Source organism: Janthinobacterium sp. OK676 (genome assembly GCF_900103595.1).
In the GTDB taxonomy this organism is placed as follows: Bacteria; Pseudomonadota; Gammaproteobacteria; order Burkholderiales; family Burkholderiaceae_D; genus Janthinobacterium.
The window spans coordinates 173,774-189,769 of record NZ_FNHA01000003.1 but is presented as its reverse complement, the minus strand read 5'-3'; the positions used below and the strand labels follow the sequence as shown (position 1 = coordinate 189,769).

The following is a 15,996-nucleotide window of genomic DNA, read 5'->3' as shown; positions in this document are numbered from 1 at the left end:
GACTCTCACGATAAGCTCCCCGCCAGTTCAAAGATCGGCATGTACATCAGCACCACCACGCCGCCGATGACGACGCCGATGATGGTCATCAAGAGCGGTTCGAGCAGGCGCGACGCCCAGTCCACCCAGCGGGCGAATTCCTCGTCGTGGAACTTGGCCGAGCGTTCCAGCATGTCGCCCAGGCGGCCCGTGTTCTCGCCCACTTTCAGCAGCGATTGCGCCACGGGCGTGGCCATCTCCGCCTGCTCCAGCGCCGTGGAAAACGGCATGCCTTCCTGTACCGCGCGGCGCGCCCGCGCCAGCTGCTCCTGCTGCGCCGGCAGCAGCATGGGGCCGACCATGGCCAGCGCCTTGTGCAGCGGGATGCCGGCATGCAGCAGCAGGCTGAGGGCACGGTAGAAGCGGGCCAGGCGGAATTCCGCCGCCTTCGCGGCCAGCACGGGCAGGCGCAACAGGCGCAAGACGAGTGCCTGGCGCGTACCGGCATGGGCGACGCCAAAGATCACGCTGCCGACCACGGCGGCCAGCGCGCCGGCGCACAGCAGCGGATGCGCGGCCAGGGTCTGGCCAAAGCCGAGCAGCATTTGCGACATCCATGGAATTTCGCGGCCCGAGCTTTCGTAGACGACGCTGAACTTGGGCACCACGTAGCCGAGCAGGAACAGGGTCACGAGGCCGCCGACGACGAGCAGCATGCACGGGTAGATGGCGGCGGAAATGAGTTTTTTGCGGATGGCGTCGAACTGCAGCTGGTAGGCGACGAAGCGCGCCAGCGCCTCGGGCAGGTTGCCCGAGCGTTCGGCCGCATGCACGGTGGCGATGTAAATGTCGGGGAAGATGTCGGGAAAATCTGCCAGCGTGTCGGAAAAACTTTGTCCTTGCTGCAGGGTGAGCACGATGGCGGCCAGGGTGGCCCTGGCGCCGGCGCGCGTTTCCTTGTTGTGCAGGGTGGCCATGGCCTCGCCCAGGTTCAGGCCCGCTTCGAGCAGGGCCAGCAGCTCCTGGCTGAATTGCAGCAGGGGCAGGCCCTGCTTGCCGGGGCGCAGCGCGGCGCCCGCGTCCTGCGCGGCGCCGTCATCGACGGCCAGCACGCGCCAGCCGCCGCGCACGGCCGCGCGGATCGCCTCGGCCTCGCTGGCGGCGTCGATGGACAGCGCCTGGCTGCCCGCCGGGCCCTGCACCTGGAGGTGGAACTGCATCGTCGGCTCAGGCGAGCATGGTAAGGGCCTGGGGCGTGAAAATGGGGTGATGTGAAAAGGGGAAGGCGCGTGCGGACAAGGTCGAAGTAGGCATCGGTCAGGAACCATCCAAAAAAAGTGCAATTCGTCGCGGGTACCGGCAGCAGGCAAGATGCAATGACTGCCTCAGGGTAGACTGGAATTGCCAGGAAATCAATCGTGCCGTGCGGGCAAGCCTTGTATCCGGCTTGCCCGCAATTCAGCCGCTTACTGGGTAACCAGGCTGACCTTGTCGATCACGAACGAGGTTTGCAGCGATGCATCCTCGGTCGCGGCAAACGAGATCTGCACGGTCTGGCCCTTGTAGGCGATCAGGTCGAAGGTGCGGATCTGGTAGCCGGCCGCCTTGTTCACGTTCGAGTACGAAGCCAGGGTGCCCAGCACCGTACCGGCGCTGTTCTTCACGGTGACGACCAGCTTGTCGTACACGGTATTGCCTGTTTCAGACGTGTCGATATGCAGCGCGAAGCTCAGGCTGGCGGACGTGGCGGCGGCCGGAATGGCCACGCTTTGCGTCAGCGATTCGCTGGCCGTCGTGCCATTTCCACCGAGCCAGGCGTACTTCGTGCCTTCGTACGCGATTTGGCCCGTGAAGGTGCCGATGGCGCCCGTGGTGCCGCTCCAGCCCGTGGCGCCGGACTCGAAGCCGCCATTCGTCACGCGCTCGGTGGCGCTGCTCGTGCCCACCGTCAGGGTGGCGTTGTTCGACGTGGCCGTCACGGCGGGCGACGACGAATCCGTCACCGTGGCCTTGAAGACGGCGCCGTTGTCGGCCGCCACGGTCGTGAAGCTGTAGGCGGGCGACGTGGCGCCGCTGATCACGGCGCCGTTGCGGAACCACTTGTAGGTGTACGGCGCCGTGCCGCCGCCCGCGCCCACGGCGAACGAGGCGGTGGCGCCCGGTGCGACGGTGATGCTGGCCGGCTGGCTGGTGATCGTCACCGCGCCGCCCGTCGTCGATTCATCGACGTCGGCGCCCACGTTGATGGCCGCATACGCGCGCTTGACGGCGATGGACTCGGCGCTGCCCACGCCATACAATTCCTCGGCTGCCTGCAGCACCTTGTTGCGCGCGTCCGCGTAGTTGGTCGACGAGGTGAACTTGGTGGTGGCCGCCTTGAACCAGATGCGGTAAGCCTTGTCGCTGCCGATGCCGGTCATGGCCAGCGGGCTCTTGTTCAGGTAGGAGCTGTAGTAGTCGCTGCTGGACGTGGAGTTCGAGCCTTGCGACAGGAAGTAGAACATGCGGTTGTTCGGGCCGCTGCTGTAGTGGACGTCGAGGTTCTTGATGGTGCTGCTCCACGCATTCGGGCTGCTGCCATCCTTGCTCGGCTTGTACAGCCAGCGCAGCGGCTGGCCATTCTTGGCGATTTCCTTGCCCGTCATCCAATCGTTGCCCGTGTTCGGAATCGTCGTGCCCGTGCCGCCGGCGCGCGCATACGCTTCCACCATTTCGCCGGCGATGTCCGAGCTCGATTCGTTCAAGCCGCCCGATTCCTGCGAGTAGATCAGGCCCGAGGTGGCGTCCGTGATGCCGTGGCCCATTTCATGGCCGATCACGTCGATGGAACCGAGGTTGTTGAACGAGCTGCCGCCGTCGCCGATGTACATGCACTTGCAGTTGCTGTCGTAGTAGGCGTTGTCGTAGGCCGTGTTGACGTGGGCGGCGATGTGGGTGGCCGTGTTGTTGCCGTCCAGGCTGGACCAGCCCAGTACGTTCTTGTGCGTGTCGTAGGTGTTCATCAGGCCCCACATCGCGTTCACGGCAGCCGTCTGGCCGTTGGCGTTGGTGGTGCTGCCGCCGCTGATGTATTGCTGGCCGTCGCCCCAGGTATTGCTGGTGCTGCTGTACACGCTGCCCGAGGTGGTGCCGTGGTTGGCATTCGTGATGGCCATGCCGCCGAAGCTGCCGCCCGTGCCGCGGCTGGGGTCCTTCATGGTGTAGGTGCTGCCCGTGAGCGTGGTGTTGAGCGGCACCTGGCCGTTGTACTGGCTGTTGCCGACGCCGGCCACGGTTTTCAGGGCTTTCCACTGGCGCAGGATGCGGCCATCCCTGGCGCTGACGACGGTGTCGTAGTAGACCGGTTTGCTGCCGCTGATCATGCGCGTCTGCACCAGGTAGGCCAGCTCGTAGTGGTCGACCACGTCCTGCACGTCGAGCGCGTTCAGCGCGGCTTCCGATTTGTTCTCGGCGCCGGCCACGCGCACGGTTTTCATCACTGGGTAGATCAGCAGCTGCGCATGCGGCGGCACGTGGTCGACGGCCTGCACGCCGATGCTTTTCACGGCGGCGGCGATGGCGGCGGCGGCGCTGACGGCCGGCGTGGTGTCGATATCGGTGGTGGCGCTGCGGGTGACGGAATTGACGCCGCCGCTACCGAGGCCGGACGCGCGGTCCGAAACGGACTCGCTGACGATGTCGCCGGCGCTGTTGCTGACCACGACCGTCTCGGAGCCGAAGACGGGCAAGCCCTTGTAGGTGTGCTGTACGCGGCTCACGCGCGTGCCGCTGACACCCGGATGCTGGGCGCCGACGGCAAAACCATGTTCGGTATTGAGGCCACGGCTGCGCGCCTGCGCGGCCAGCTTGTTGACCAGGCTGGCGGTCTCTTGTGGAGACGCCAGGCTGACCGGGGCGGCCATCAGGGTTTGTGGCAGCGGCGTGGCGGCATCGGCCGTGGTGGCCATCAGCGGCAGGGCGGCGATGGATGCGGCAACTATCGTCAAACGTAAATTCATTTCTGCTCCATGGTATCGGTTAAGGAAATGGTGAATGAGCTGGCCGCGATGCCTGATGGCCATCCCGGTGCGCCTGGCGGCTGGCGGATAGCCTGCCGTTTTGTGGTGGCATGACGCCGGGTAGGGGGACACTAAACTTGTCGAGATCGCCATGTCAAAAAATTCAAGAAATGGGTCACTACGCGGATTTTTGTTAAGAATTGAACATTTCTCGGCGCTGCATCGTTGGAAAGTTTGATCTACCACAAGATGCAACTTTTGTTCTGGACTACTTCCCCTAATGGCGCGCTCTGTTGGAAAAACACTGTTGCCTTTTCTAAATATTGCGATCTACACTAGCTCTTCGCGTTGTCCCAAACGGATCGCGCGAAGACAAAAAAAGCGCACGCGGCAATGACCGCGTCCAGATACAGCGCATCGGGAAAAAAAATCGGGAGTTTCACATGACGTCAGTTCTGTTTTCTGCTGTGGGTTTCAGCCATTTCCCCTCTGGAGCGGCATTCATGCTGCATCCGCCTTCCTAGCGGCCATCCGCCGGCTCTTCCCCCCGCCAGGGGGTTCTTTTTCGCGAGTCCGACCGCGCCGCCCGGCGCGGCCGCTGGCGCAGTGCATCCTTTTTTCAGGAAGGGTTGCCGGCTCCTGGTGCGTGCACCGGAATCACCGGCCCGAAGAACTATGCTTTCGATAGCGACCAAAGTGGAACAGATCGTGATGGAATCGGCCTTTCTCAGCGAGGGGCTGGGCCGGGGCTTGCTTAACCTGTCGGAACTGGCGCGCCAGCTGCAGCCGCAATTGCAGAGCGACTTGTGGAAACCGGTGGGGCAGGCCGCCGTGGTGATGGCGCTGCGCCGCCTGGCCGAGCGCATGCCGCAGCAGAAAAGCGGCGAGATCGTGCTGGCGCACCGCGCGGGAGAATTGTCCACGCGCGGCGAATTGATGATTTTTACTTACCGTTATTCCGACCAGACGTATGCCTGCCAGCGACAGTTGCTGGCGCTGGCCGCACCCCAGCGCGGCACCTTCATCACCGTCACGCGCGGCGTCAACGAGGTAATGGTGATCTGCAGCCGTACGCTGCATGCGCTGGTGGAAGAGGTGTTCGGCGAAGAGCAGGAACTGGCGCGCCTGGAGCGGGTGACGGCCGTGACCTTGCACCTGGCGCCCGAAACCTGCTACACGCCGGGCGTGTATCACGCCATCCTCAAGCGCCTGGCGTGGGAGCGCATCAATTTGATCAACATCATCTGCACCTACACGGAGCTGACCTTGCTGCTCGAGGCGTCGCAGACGGGGGCGGCATTTTCCGTGCTGTCGAAAATCGTCGCACAATGAAAAGGCTCTGTCACCGTTAAGTAAGGGGAGTCCAGGAGTCTTCCTGTGTCCCTGCTGTCTGACTGTGTATACCAGACAAACGGGAGCCTTCCGTGCAGCCAGCCCAATGGAAAACCTTTATCGCCCAGTTCACCGAACTGAACCGCCGCCAGCGCCTGGCGGGCATCGCTCTGCTGCGCGGGGCCGCATCGCGAGACGTCACCGTGGCATTGGTCGAAGGCGTGGCCCAGCCGCGATTGGCCTGTCCCGCCTGCCATTCAGACCACTTGCACCGGCACGGCCATGCGCACGGCTTGCAACGCTACCGCTGCGTTCCCTGCGGGCGCACCTTCAATGCGCTCACCGGCACGCCGCTGGCCCGCTTGCGCCACAAGGCGCTGTGGCTCGACTACGCCGATTGTCTGCTGGCATCGGATTCCGTGCGCAAGGCGGCATTGCAGCTGGGCGTGCACCGCAACACCACCTTTCGCTGGCGCCACCGATTTTTATCGCTGGCAAGGACGGACCGGCCGCATGGCCTGCATGGCATCGCCGAAGCGGACGAGTTGTATCTGCTGGAATCGGAAAAGGGCGCCAGAACAATGACGCGTCCGGCCCGCCGCCGGGGCGGCCATGCCCACAAGCGCGGCATATCGAACGAACAGGTCTGCATCCTGGTGGCGCGCGACCGCACGGGGCAGACCCTGGATTTCGTCACGGGCAAAGGGGCGCTGACGCAGGCGCAGCTGCAACGCTGTTTATTGCCCGTCATCGACAAGGACGTGCTGCTGGTCACCGATGGCCATGCCGCCTACCGGGCTTTTGCGAGGGAAGCGGGCATCAGTCACCAGGCCGTCAACTTGCGCGCCGGCATCCGCGTGCAGGGCGCCGCCCATGTGCAGAACGTCAATGCGTATCACAGCCGATTGCGACAATGGCTGGGGCCGTTTCACGGCGTGGCGACGCGCTATCTGTCGAACTACCTGGGATGGCGCTGGATACTCGACGCCGGGCGTATCCGCTCGCCTGAAACGTTATTGAAAGCAACACTGGGCGCATTCCCACACCTGACGGTGACATAGCCAATGAAAAACGCCCCGTTGCATCGCTGCAGCGGGGCGCTGGCGGGACGCAGCCTGTTTATTTTTCCAGCTGCGTACGCACGCGGGCGATCGCGGCGCGCACCTGGCGTGGCGCGGTGCCGCCCACGTGGTCGCGCGCGGCAACGGAGCCTTCCAGTGTCAGCACGGCAAACACGTCTTCGTCCGTCAACGGGGAAAACGCGCGCAGTTGCTCGAGCGACAGGTCGGCCAGGTCGCAGCCGGCGTCGACGCAGGCGCGCACGGCCAGGGCCACCGCTTCATGGGCGTCGCGGAACGGCAAGCCTTTCTTGACCAGGTAGTCGGCCAGGTCGGTCGCCGTGGCGTAGCCTTGCAGGGCGGCCGCGCGCATCGCTTCCGGTTTCACCGTGATGCCGCCGGCCATGTCGGCGAAGATGCGCAAGGTGTCGATGACGGTGTCGACGGTGTCGAACAGCGGTTCCTTGTCTTCCTGGTTGTCCTTGTTGTAGGCCAGCGGCTGGCCTTTCATCAGGGTCAACAGGCCAGTCAGGTGACCGTAGACGCGCCCCGTCTTGCCACGCGCCAGTTCCGGCACGTCCGGGTTTTTCTTTTGCGGCATGATCGACGAGCCGGTGCAGAAGCGGTCGGCGATGTCGATGAAGCCGATGCGTGGGCTCATCCAGATCACCAGTTCTTCGGCCATGCGCGACACGTGCATCATCAGCACGGCGGAGGCGGCGCAAAATTCGATGGCGAAGTCGCGGTCCGAGACGGCGTCGAGCGAGTTGTGGCACACGTCGTCGAAGCCCAGCGTCTTGGCCACGCGCAGGCGGTCGATGGGGAAGGTGGTGCCGGCCAGGGCGGCGGCGCCCAGCGGCAGGCGGTTGACGCGCTTGCGGCAGTCGGCCATGCGCTCGGCGTCGCGGCCGAACATTTCGACATACGCCAGCATATGGTGGCCGAAGGTGATCGGCTGGGCCACCTGCATGTGGGTAAAGCCCGGCATGATGGTATCGGCATGCTGTTCGGCCAGGTCCGTCAGCGCGCTGCGGAACGTCGCCAGCAGAGCGGTGATGTCGTCGATGGCGGAGCGCACGTACAGGCGAATGTCGGTGGCCACCTGGTCGTTGCGCGAACGGCCCGTGTGCAGGCGCTTGCCCGCATCGCCTACCAGTTCGGTCAGGCGTTTTTCAATATTCAGGTGGACGTCTTCCAGGTCCAGCAGCCATTCGAACTGGCCGCTGGCGATTTCCTGCGAGATTTGCGCCATGCCGCGCTGGATTTCCGCGTAGTCGGCCGGGCTGATGATGGCTTGCGCATGCAGCATTTCCGCATGGGCCAGCGAACCTTCGATGTCGAACAGCGCCAGGCGCTTGTCAAAAAATACAGAAGCTGTGTAGCGCTTGACGAGGTCCGAGACCGGTTCGGAAAACCGGGCCGACCAGGCTTCGCCCTTTTTGGAGAATTGATCAGTCATGAAAGAAGTCCTTTAGTGTACGGCGATTATAAACAAGGTTGGCCGGCGGTAGGGCTTTTAGGGGCTTGCAGGGCGCTGAAATGGCCAGGAATGGGGCCGGCAAGCCTCAAATGCCACGGCGAGGGCCTGTTGCGCGTTCCATCCGGGCTTTTTGTATTCTGTCCCGCGAATCGGGCGTTTGGTCGCAATCCGATGGTAGTTCAGGGGGGATGGGCCTACAGTTCAATCATCGCAGCACACAACCAGCCACTCAAAGGACACCATCATGAACATCGCTAAAAACATGGAAGCCATCTTCGTTGCCATCATCGCCGTCGCCGCCGCGACCAGCCTGGCCACCGCCGCCGTGCCGAAGTTCCGCGCCGCGCCGGCACCCATCACCGCCAGCGCCGATCAAGCCACCATGCACACCGTGTACGTCAGCGCCAAGCGTTTGAGCGCGGAAGAAAAGGCGGCCCTGTAAGCGCGGCGGCGTAACGCCGGCATGATCAGTCGCAGCAGGCAGTACACCATCACCGGCAGTCGGGACGGGCGGCGCCCCCGGTCCTAGCCAGCCCGGATGACAGCAACGCGCAAATCGCCGATGATCATATGTTTTCACGACAGGCGGACAGTGCGATGCCACATTTGAATATCAGCAGCGACAAGGCGGAACTCGACGTTCCAGCCATCCATCATTTTCTCAGTACCCAATCGACATGGGCCATCGGCATCCCGTTGGCCACCGTGCAGCGCGCCATCGAGCATTCGCTTTGCGTGGGCGGCTATATCGACGGCCGCCAGGTGGCATTCGCCCGCGTGGTCAGCGACTACGCCACGTTTGCCTACCTGGTCGACGTGTATGTGCTGGAAGAATACCGCGGCCGCGGCTACAGCAAGCGCCTGATGGAGGCCGTGATGGCGCATCCCGACTTGCAGGGCCTGCGCCGCTTCCTGCTGGCCACCAGCACGGCGCATGATTTGTATGCACGCTACGGCTTTACTGCGCCGCTCAGGCCAGGGACCCTGATGGAGCGGTATTTCCCGGACATATACCAGCGTTGACAGCTGGCGCGGTTAGCGTGTGGCCCCGGTATTGTTCGGATATCCCGATTTTCTTGATCTGCAACGCGACAGCCTGCTATCGGACCCTGATTCCATGACATCTTCCTTCCTTTGGCCTCTCCTTGCCGTTTCAATGACGGCGACTGGCGCACCCATGCCGGAGGCATTGGGTCCGGCGCCTTGCGAGACGGGGATATTTCGCCAGGGCCAGGCCATCTCGCTCTACCTCCTCCCGCAGGCCGATCACGGCATGCGCAGCTACGCCCAGGCACCGGATGGCACGCGCAAGCCCACCGTCATTACGCCCGGGTTTTACGACCTGATGGCCGACTGGGCAAAGGGCCGGGTCCAGGGAAATTACGGACAGGCGTATCGCAAATGAAGCAAAAGCCACGGCGACCGTGCATCGCCGTGGCTTTTTTTATTGCCAGTGCATCAGGCAGGGCGGAATCAATAGCAGCAGCGCCAGCACCAGGTAGATCAGCTGCAGCGGGATCATCCACTTGGCCCAGGTCAGCCATGGCACGCGCGCCAGCGCCAGCACGCCGACGGTGATGCCGGAAGTGGGGATCATCGGCGTGGTGAATTCGCCGAACTGGAAGGCCAGGATGGCGGTCTGGCGCGTCACGCCCACCAGGTCGGCCAGCGGCGCCATGATGGGCATGGTGAGGGCCGCCTGGCCGCTGCCCGAGTGGATGAAGAAGTTGATCACCGACTGCATGAAGAACATCTTTTGCGCGGCGAAGACGGGGCTGGACGAGGCCACCAGGGGCGTGAGCGCATGCAGTATGGTGTCGATGATCTGCGCATCGCGCGCCAGGATCATGGTGCCGCGCGCCAGCGCGATGACCAGCGCCACGCTGACCATGTCGCGCGCGCCCTGCACGAAAGACGCCACCAGGCTGTCCATGTCGAGCCGGCCGACCAGGCCGACGACGATGGCCATTACGAGGAACAGGGCGGCGATTTCATCGATGAACCAGTCGTACTTGACGACGCCGACCACCATCGTCAGCAGGGTCGCCATGAAGATCCACAGCACGGCGCGGTGCGTGCGCGTCATGCCGGCAAAGCTGTCCAGGTCCATCGAGTGCTCGCTGCGCTTTTCGATGTCGAGCAGGTAGGTCGGGCTTTTTTCCGGATGGCGCTTGATGCGCGCCGCGTACCACATCAGGAACACGATGCTGACCGCCGTGGCGATGGCCCACACGATCAGGCGGTAGCCGATGCCGGAAAAGATAGGCACGCCCGCGATGCCCTGCGCGATGCCGACGTTGAACGGATTCAAAAAGGCGGCGGAAAATCCCACCTGCGAGCCGATGAAGGGAATCGACACGCCCGTGATGGTGTCATAGCCCAGGGCCAGGGCCAGCGGCACGAAGATCAGGATGAAGGGAATCGCTTCCTCGTTCATGCCGAAGGTGGCCCCGCCCAGCGAGAACATGGTGAAGAAGACGGGGATGATGGCGGCGCGCACGAAGCGCGAACTGGTGTGCGCCTTGGCGATGGCCTTGATCAGCGCATCGAAGGCTTCCGTCTTCTGCAATACGGCGAAGGCGCCGCCGACGATCAGCACGAAACCGATGATCAGGCTGGCGTCGACGAAGCCCTTGATGGGCGCCATCATCAGCGCGGCGAGGCCCTGCGGCTTGTTGTCGACATAGTGAAACGTGCCGGGGACGATCAGCTGCTTGCCGTTCACCAGCTGGGTGTCGAATTTCCCGCCCGGCACCAGCCAGGTCGCCACGGCGATCATGGCCAGGATGGCGCACAGCAGGACGAAGGTATTGGGGAGCTTGAATTTTCTCATGGGTGTCATTTATTGGCTCAGCAGGCTGCCGCCGCGGAAGGCGATGCTGCCGGCAACCTTGCCGACGTTCATGCCGCGCAAGACGTGGCGGTGGGCGCTGCGCGCAAAAAAGACGCCGGCGACGGTGCAGCGCAAGGTCGTCGTCTCGCCGCTGACGGGGTCGATCAGATCGGCCACCGCGTCGCCGGCGGCCAGCACCTCGCCCATCTCGCGCAGGTAGACCAGCACGCCGTGATGCGGCGCAAGGATCGGTTCCACGCCGGCCAGCGGCGTCGGCTGGCATTGCGGCGCGGGCAGGTCGTCGCCGGCGCCGGCTATCTCCAGCACGCCCTCGATGGCGAGAAAGCGCAGCAGGGCGGCCGCGTCGCGTTCGGCCAGGGCGTAGCTCACTTCCACTTCGCCGCGCAATTCGACGGTGCTCGACAGGCAGGCGGCGGGAATCGGGTAGCGGCCGCCGAAGTGCGCGTCGAGGTCCCACCACAAGCGGCTGCACGCTTCGTCGAACGGCTCTTCGCCGGCCGCCAGTTCCAGCAGCACGGCGCGCGCGCCCAGGAGGGCGGACAGGGGCGCGATCTGCGCGGCCAGCGGCGTGCCCGTATAGATGTGCAGGGCGGCCTCGTTATCGCAATGCAGGTCGAGCACGATGTCGGCGTCGATGGCCATGCCCAGCAAGGTTTTCTTCAAGGTTTCCGCATCCGTGCCCGGCCGCCAGGCGGCGACGGCGGCGCGCGCGTGCTCGCGTATCAGGGCCACGTTGGCTTGCGCATCCTGTCCCAGCAGGCCTGCCAGCGTGGTCTTCAATTCGTCGGCCACGTGGCGGTAGGCGCGGTTGAAGTTGATGCCGGTGGTCAGGTCGAAGCGGCCGAACGGCGCGCCATGGATGGCTTGCGCCAGGCCGATCGGATTGGCGGCCGGCACCAGGATGATTTCGCCGTGCACCTTGCCCGCCGCTTCCAGCGCCAGCAGTTCGCGGCGCAAAAATTGCGACACCAGCATGCCCGGCACCTCGTCCGCGTGCAGGGCCGCCTGGATGTACACCTTCTTGCCGCTGCGGCTGGCTGCGGCCGCCGTGCCGAAGTGGAAGCTGCTCAACTGGCAGGACATGCCGGCGTGGGCGGTGGAGATGGGATGCTGTTGTACTTGCATGGTGGGCGCCCCGAAAAGGTGCATGGTTGATGGATTCCGGTCGATTATGTAGCAATATTTTCACGAAGTAAATCAATGAAAATCCTTTTACAAATATTTGTTGAGTTTTCTTTTTGATATGAGTACAGTAAGTTCCAGCGACCCGATTTCGCCTTCCGCCAGTGATCCGCAGTGCCCAAGAATACAGGCCGCCAGTGATATGAAAGCATCCGCCAGTCCTGCCCGCAGCGGCGCATCCATGCCAGTGGCCACCACGCTGGCCTCGCCCGACGCCGCGTTCGCGCAATCGCCGCTGGGGCAGGCGCTGATGCACGTGCTGGCCGGCGGCTCGGCGTCGCAGCGGCAGATCGCCGATTATCTGTTGCGCAACCAGATGCGCGTCATTGCGCTCGGTATCGAGGAGCTGGCCGACAGCTGCCAGGTATCGACGGCCACCATCAGCCGCTTCGCGCGCGATATCGGCCAGAAGAATTATTCGGCCATGCGCGGCGCCATGGCCGAAACCCTGCAATCGTTGTTGCAGCCGGTCGACAAGCTGCGCCATACGATAGAGCGGCGCGCACGGGCCACCTCGCCGGTCACGCAAAGCCTGGAATATGCGGCCGCAAACATCGCCGCCACCTCCGACGCCCTGTCGCCGCCGGCCATGCAGGCCGTGGTGCGCCGCCTGACGCGCTCCAGGGTGGTGTATGTGATGGGTTTTGGCCTGTCGGCCAACCTGGCGGGCATGCTGGTGCAGCACCTGCAGCCGTTTTGCCCGCATGTGGTGGAGGTGGTGGGCATCGGCGGTTCGGAAGTGGCGGCCGGCCACCTCGTCAACCTGACGGCGCACGACGTGCTGGTGGTGATCGCGTTTCCCCGCTATACGCTCGACTGCATCGGCCTGGCCAGCTTCGCGCGCGACCGCGGCGCCTGCATCGTGGCGCTCACCGATTCGCCCGCCTCGCCGCTGGCCGAACTGGCCGATCACGCGCTGTATGCGCAAAGCACGCATCCCGTCCTGCCCAGCAGCGCCAGCACGGCGCTGGCCATGATCGAGGCGCTGGCCGTGGCGCTGATGGTATCGAACAAAAAGAACGTAGAAAAAGCGGCCCGTTTGAGCGACGTCATCGCCGCCTATCTGTATGGCGGCGAACATGGCGTGCAGGGCCCACGAAAAACAGCGGCAAAGCAGCGCAAGGCAGCCGCAAAAACATTATAAAAATCAGGCATCAACATCAGGGGAGAGTGACAATGCACATGAAAAGACAGGACGGCTCCTTGCCACGCGAGTCGGTGCTGGCGCAAGGCGTGCGACTGGCGCTGGGCGTCCTGAGCGTGACGGCGGCGCTGGGCATGCTGGGCAATGGCGCGCGGGGGCAGGAACAGGAGCAGGTGCGGGATGTTGAACCTGCGCCGAAAAAAATGCAGCGCGTGGAAATCACGGGGTCGGCCATCAAGCGCCTGGAGTCGGAAACGGCGCTGCCCGTGCAGATCATCACGCGCGCCGAGATCGAAAAGGCGGGCGTGACGACGGCGGCCGAGCTGATGGCGCGCGTGTCGGCCAACGTGGGCGGCCTGACCGATGGCGCCAGCATCAACGTGGGCGGCGACCAGCGCGGCTTCAACAGCGCCAACCTGCGCGGCGTGGGCACGTCATCGACCCTGGTGCTGCTCAATGGCCGGCGCATGGCCAACTTTGCCTCGCCTGGCGACGATGCGGGCGTGGACTTGAACAACATCCCGGCCGCCGCCCTGCAGCGCGTGGAAGTGCTGCTCGACGGCGCTTCGGCCCTGTACGGCACGGACGCCATCGGCGGCGTCATCAATTTCATCACGCGCAAGGATTACCAGGGCGTGGAGCTGAACGTCTACGGCAGCCGCACCGATGAAGGGGGCGCTGGCAAGCGCACGGCCAGCATCACGGCCGGCACGGGCGACCTGGCGGCGGATGGCTACAATATCTTTGCCGTGGTCGACCTGCAAAAAACGGACCCCCTGCGCTCCTCGCAGCGCAAGTTCATCCCGAACCTGCAGATTCCGCAGCGCCTCGGGCATTTGCTGTCGAACTTTACCAGTCCGGCGAATATCCGCCTGTCCAGCGCCCAGCGCGAGCACTTGCAGGACAATGGCTTCCTGCTCAATGGCCAGCCGATCACCAACCGCCAGATCAATTTTGGCATCCCGAATTGCGCGCCGCCGGCCAATCTGTACCTGCCGGCGGGCACGGGCGGCGTCGATGCCTGCACCTACGACTACATGGGCGACACGGAGCTGTATCCGAAGACGGACAAGCAGAACCTGCTCACGCGCGGCGTGCTGAAACTGAATAACGACCACCAGCTGTACGCGGAAGTGGCGCTGAGCCGCTCGCGCAGCCATTACGTGGGCTCGTCGGCGCGCGTGACCGGTTTTCTCGATTACAGCAAGGTGCCGCAGCTGGCCAATGCGGGCTTCGATACGCTGCTCGATGACGATGGCAAGCAGGTGGAGCGCGAACTGGAACTGCGCATGCGCCTGAACGAGGCGGGCATGCGCACCAGTGAACTGACGAGCGAAAGCCGGCGCTTCGTGGTGGGCGCCACCGGCACGCTCGCCGGCTGGGATTACGACGTGGGCTTGAACCACAGCGTCAACGTCGTGAAGGACCGCGATACGCATGGCTACGTCCTGTACGACAAGCTGATCGAAGGGATCGCCGCCGGCGACATCAATCCGTTCGGCCCGTCCGGCGCGAAAGGCCGGGCGCTGCTCGACAGCATCCAGATCAACGACGAGGTGCGCCACGCGCGCGGCACCATGGATGCGATCGACTTCAGGGCTTCGCGCGCGCTGATGGCCATGGGCGGCGGCGACATGGCGCTGGCCGTGGGCGGCGAAGTGCGGCGCGAACGCACCGAGTTCCGCCCATCGGCGCTGCTGATGAGCGACAACATCAACAACGATGCGGCGCCGGAAGGGGGCAAGGGCACCAGCGACAGCCGCAACGTACAAGCCGTCTACGGCGAATTGCTGCTGCCGTTCACCAGGCAGTGGCAGGCGCAGTTGTCGGGCCGCTACGACCATTACGAGCAGGTGGGCGGCGCCCTCAGTCCCAAGGTGGGCCTGACCTACATGCCCAGCAAGCAGGTGCTGCTGCGGGCCTCCGCCGGCAAGGGCTTCCGCGCGCCGTCGATGTCGGACCTGCACCGTCCCACCGTCTACAGCAGCACGGCGACCTTGCCCGACCCCGTGCTGTGCGCCACCGTGGACAACAATTATGCCGATTGCGCGCAGAACTGGGACACGCGCCGCTACAGCAACGACAAGCTGAAACCGGAACGCAGCCGCCAGTTCTCGACCGGCCTGGTGCTCGAGCCGAGCCAGCACTGGACCTTCAGCTTCGATTACTGGAACATCAAGCGCACGGACCTGATCAGCGAAATCGGCGACGACATCATCCTGGGCAACCTGGCCAAATACGGCGACCTCGTACACCGCAACAAGGACAATGAAATCGACTACATCGAGCTGCGCAAGGAAAACCGGGGCGCGCAAAAAGCCTCGGGCATCGATATCACGGCCGACCTGCATGGCGTGCAAACGGCATGGGGACGTTTCGGCGGGCACCTGAGCGGCACGTACGTGCTCGACTCGAAAATCCAGACCAGCCCTGGCGACACCTTTGTCAGCAACCTCAATCGCTTCGTGACGGATGGCGTGGTGCAGCGCTGGCGCCATACGATCACCCTCGACTGGGACAAGGGCCCGTATTCGGCCAGCCTGTCGAACACGTATTCGAGCGGCTACGATGACCAGAACTCGGCCATCAACACGGACGATGGCAGCGTCGTCAAGGCGAACCGGGTGAAGGCGTACACCTTGTGGGACATGTCGGCGGCATATGCGCTCAGCAAGCAGTTCAAGCTGCGCGCGGGCATACAGAACCTGTTCAATACCAGTCCGCCGTACTCGAACCAGGCCTACTTTTTCCTGTCCGGCTATGATCCCAGCTACACGGACCCGCGCGGCCGGCGCTTTTATGCGAGCGCCAATTACAGCTTCAAGTAAGCAGTTTTACATAGAAGCGTGGAGATACCGCAACAACGCTGTCATATGCGCCAAGTAGTATCGTGGTTCGATGGAGTTGGGTTGCAAGCAGCAGTTGGCAGCAAGGGCGCGCGCCGGCATCGACAAGTGCGCGCCACTTTC

General features: G+C 64.0%; 13 protein-coding genes. 7 read left to right on the top strand and 6 right to left on the bottom strand.

The genetic code is table 11. The annotated features are described in order from the left end of the window. Window positions 1–5 precede the first annotated feature (5 nt). Window positions 6–1,199, bottom strand: a complete 1,194-nt coding sequence (locus BLU39_RS07690; protein ID WP_092711618.1) for a type II secretion system F family protein — start codon at window positions 1,197–1,199, stop codon at window positions 6–8. Window positions 1,200–1,445: 246 nt separating this feature from the next. Beyond that, on the bottom strand, window positions 1,446–3,977 hold the full coding sequence (locus BLU39_RS07685) for a M4 family metallopeptidase (protein WP_092711616.1): 2,532 nt from the start codon (window positions 3,975–3,977) through the stop codon (window positions 1,446–1,448). Between the two features lie 675 nt (window positions 3,978–4,652). Here BLU39_RS07685 and BLU39_RS07680 point away from each other — a divergent pair. Both BLU39_RS07680 and BLU39_RS07675 read left to right on the top strand, forming a co-directional pair. Beyond that, on the top strand, window positions 4,653–5,309 hold the full coding sequence (locus BLU39_RS07680; RefSeq protein ID WP_092711614.1) for a hypothetical protein: 657 nt from the start codon (window positions 4,653–4,655) through the stop codon (window positions 5,307–5,309). Between the two features lie 92 nt (window positions 5,310–5,401). Then, complete coding sequence (locus BLU39_RS07675; RefSeq protein WP_092711612.1) at window positions 5,402–6,370, top strand: IS1595 family transposase; 969 nt, start codon at window positions 5,402–5,404, stop codon at window positions 6,368–6,370. 58 nt (window positions 6,371–6,428) lie between these two features. On the opposite strand, the gene argH is transcribed toward BLU39_RS07675, so the two are convergent. After that, window positions 6,429–7,826, bottom strand: a complete 1,398-nt coding sequence (gene argH, locus BLU39_RS07670) for an argininosuccinate lyase (protein WP_034746418.1) — start codon at window positions 7,824–7,826, stop codon at window positions 6,429–6,431. 265 nt (window positions 7,827–8,091) lie between these two features. On the opposite strand from argH, the gene BLU39_RS07665 reads away from it, so the two are divergent. From BLU39_RS07665 to BLU39_RS07655, 3 genes are all read left to right on the top strand, one after another. Further along, a complete protein-coding gene (locus BLU39_RS07665) occupies window positions 8,092–8,289 on the top strand; it encodes a hypothetical protein (protein ID WP_092711610.1) in 198 nt (65 codons plus the stop codon). A 155-nt stretch (window positions 8,290–8,444) separates the two neighbouring features. Then, window positions 8,445–8,870, top strand: coding sequence for a GNAT family N-acetyltransferase (locus tag BLU39_RS07660; RefSeq protein ID WP_092711608.1), 426 nt, complete (start codon window positions 8,445–8,447; stop codon window positions 8,868–8,870). Between the two features lie 31 nt (window positions 8,871–8,901). Next, window positions 8,902–9,252, top strand: a complete 351-nt coding sequence (locus tag BLU39_RS07655) for a hypothetical protein (protein WP_139178202.1) — start codon at window positions 8,902–8,904, stop codon at window positions 9,250–9,252. Window positions 9,253–9,291: 39 nt separating this feature from the next. Here the strand turns inward: BLU39_RS07655 and BLU39_RS07650 are convergent, their stop codons facing one another. The 3 genes from BLU39_RS07650 to BLU39_RS28540 all read right to left on the bottom strand — a co-directional run bounded on the left by BLU39_RS07650 (window position 9,292) and on the right by BLU39_RS28540 (window position 12,066). Then, window positions 9,292–10,680 carry a YfcC family protein gene (locus BLU39_RS07650; protein ID WP_254788915.1) on the bottom strand — a complete coding sequence of 463 codons (1,389 nt, stop codon included), beginning with the start codon at window positions 10,678–10,680 and terminating at the stop codon, window positions 9,292–9,294. Window positions 10,681–10,689: 9 nt separating this feature from the next. Then, complete coding sequence (locus BLU39_RS07645) at window positions 10,690–11,826, bottom strand: succinylglutamate desuccinylase/aspartoacylase family protein (RefSeq protein WP_092711602.1); 1,137 nt, start codon at window positions 11,824–11,826, stop codon at window positions 10,690–10,692. An 87-nt stretch (window positions 11,827–11,913) separates the two neighbouring features. Continuing rightward, window positions 11,914–12,066 carry a hypothetical protein gene (locus BLU39_RS28540; RefSeq protein ID WP_157808827.1) on the bottom strand — a complete coding sequence of 51 codons (153 nt, stop codon included), beginning with the start codon at window positions 12,064–12,066 and terminating at the stop codon, window positions 11,914–11,916. On the opposite strand from BLU39_RS28540, the gene BLU39_RS07640 reads away from it, so the two are divergent. Both BLU39_RS07640 and BLU39_RS07635 read left to right on the top strand, forming a co-directional pair. Beyond that, window positions 12,065–13,027 carry a MurR/RpiR family transcriptional regulator gene (locus tag BLU39_RS07640; RefSeq protein WP_092711600.1) on the top strand — a complete coding sequence of 321 codons (963 nt, stop codon included), beginning with the start codon at window positions 12,065–12,067 and terminating at the stop codon, window positions 13,025–13,027. The two genes, BLU39_RS28540 and BLU39_RS07640, sit on opposite strands and share 2 nt — an antisense overlap. Window positions 13,028–13,059: 32 nt before the next feature. Further along, window positions 13,060–15,855, top strand: coding sequence for a TonB-dependent receptor (locus BLU39_RS07635; protein WP_092711598.1), 2,796 nt, complete (start codon window positions 13,060–13,062; stop codon window positions 15,853–15,855). Window positions 15,856–15,996 lie beyond the last annotated feature (141 nt).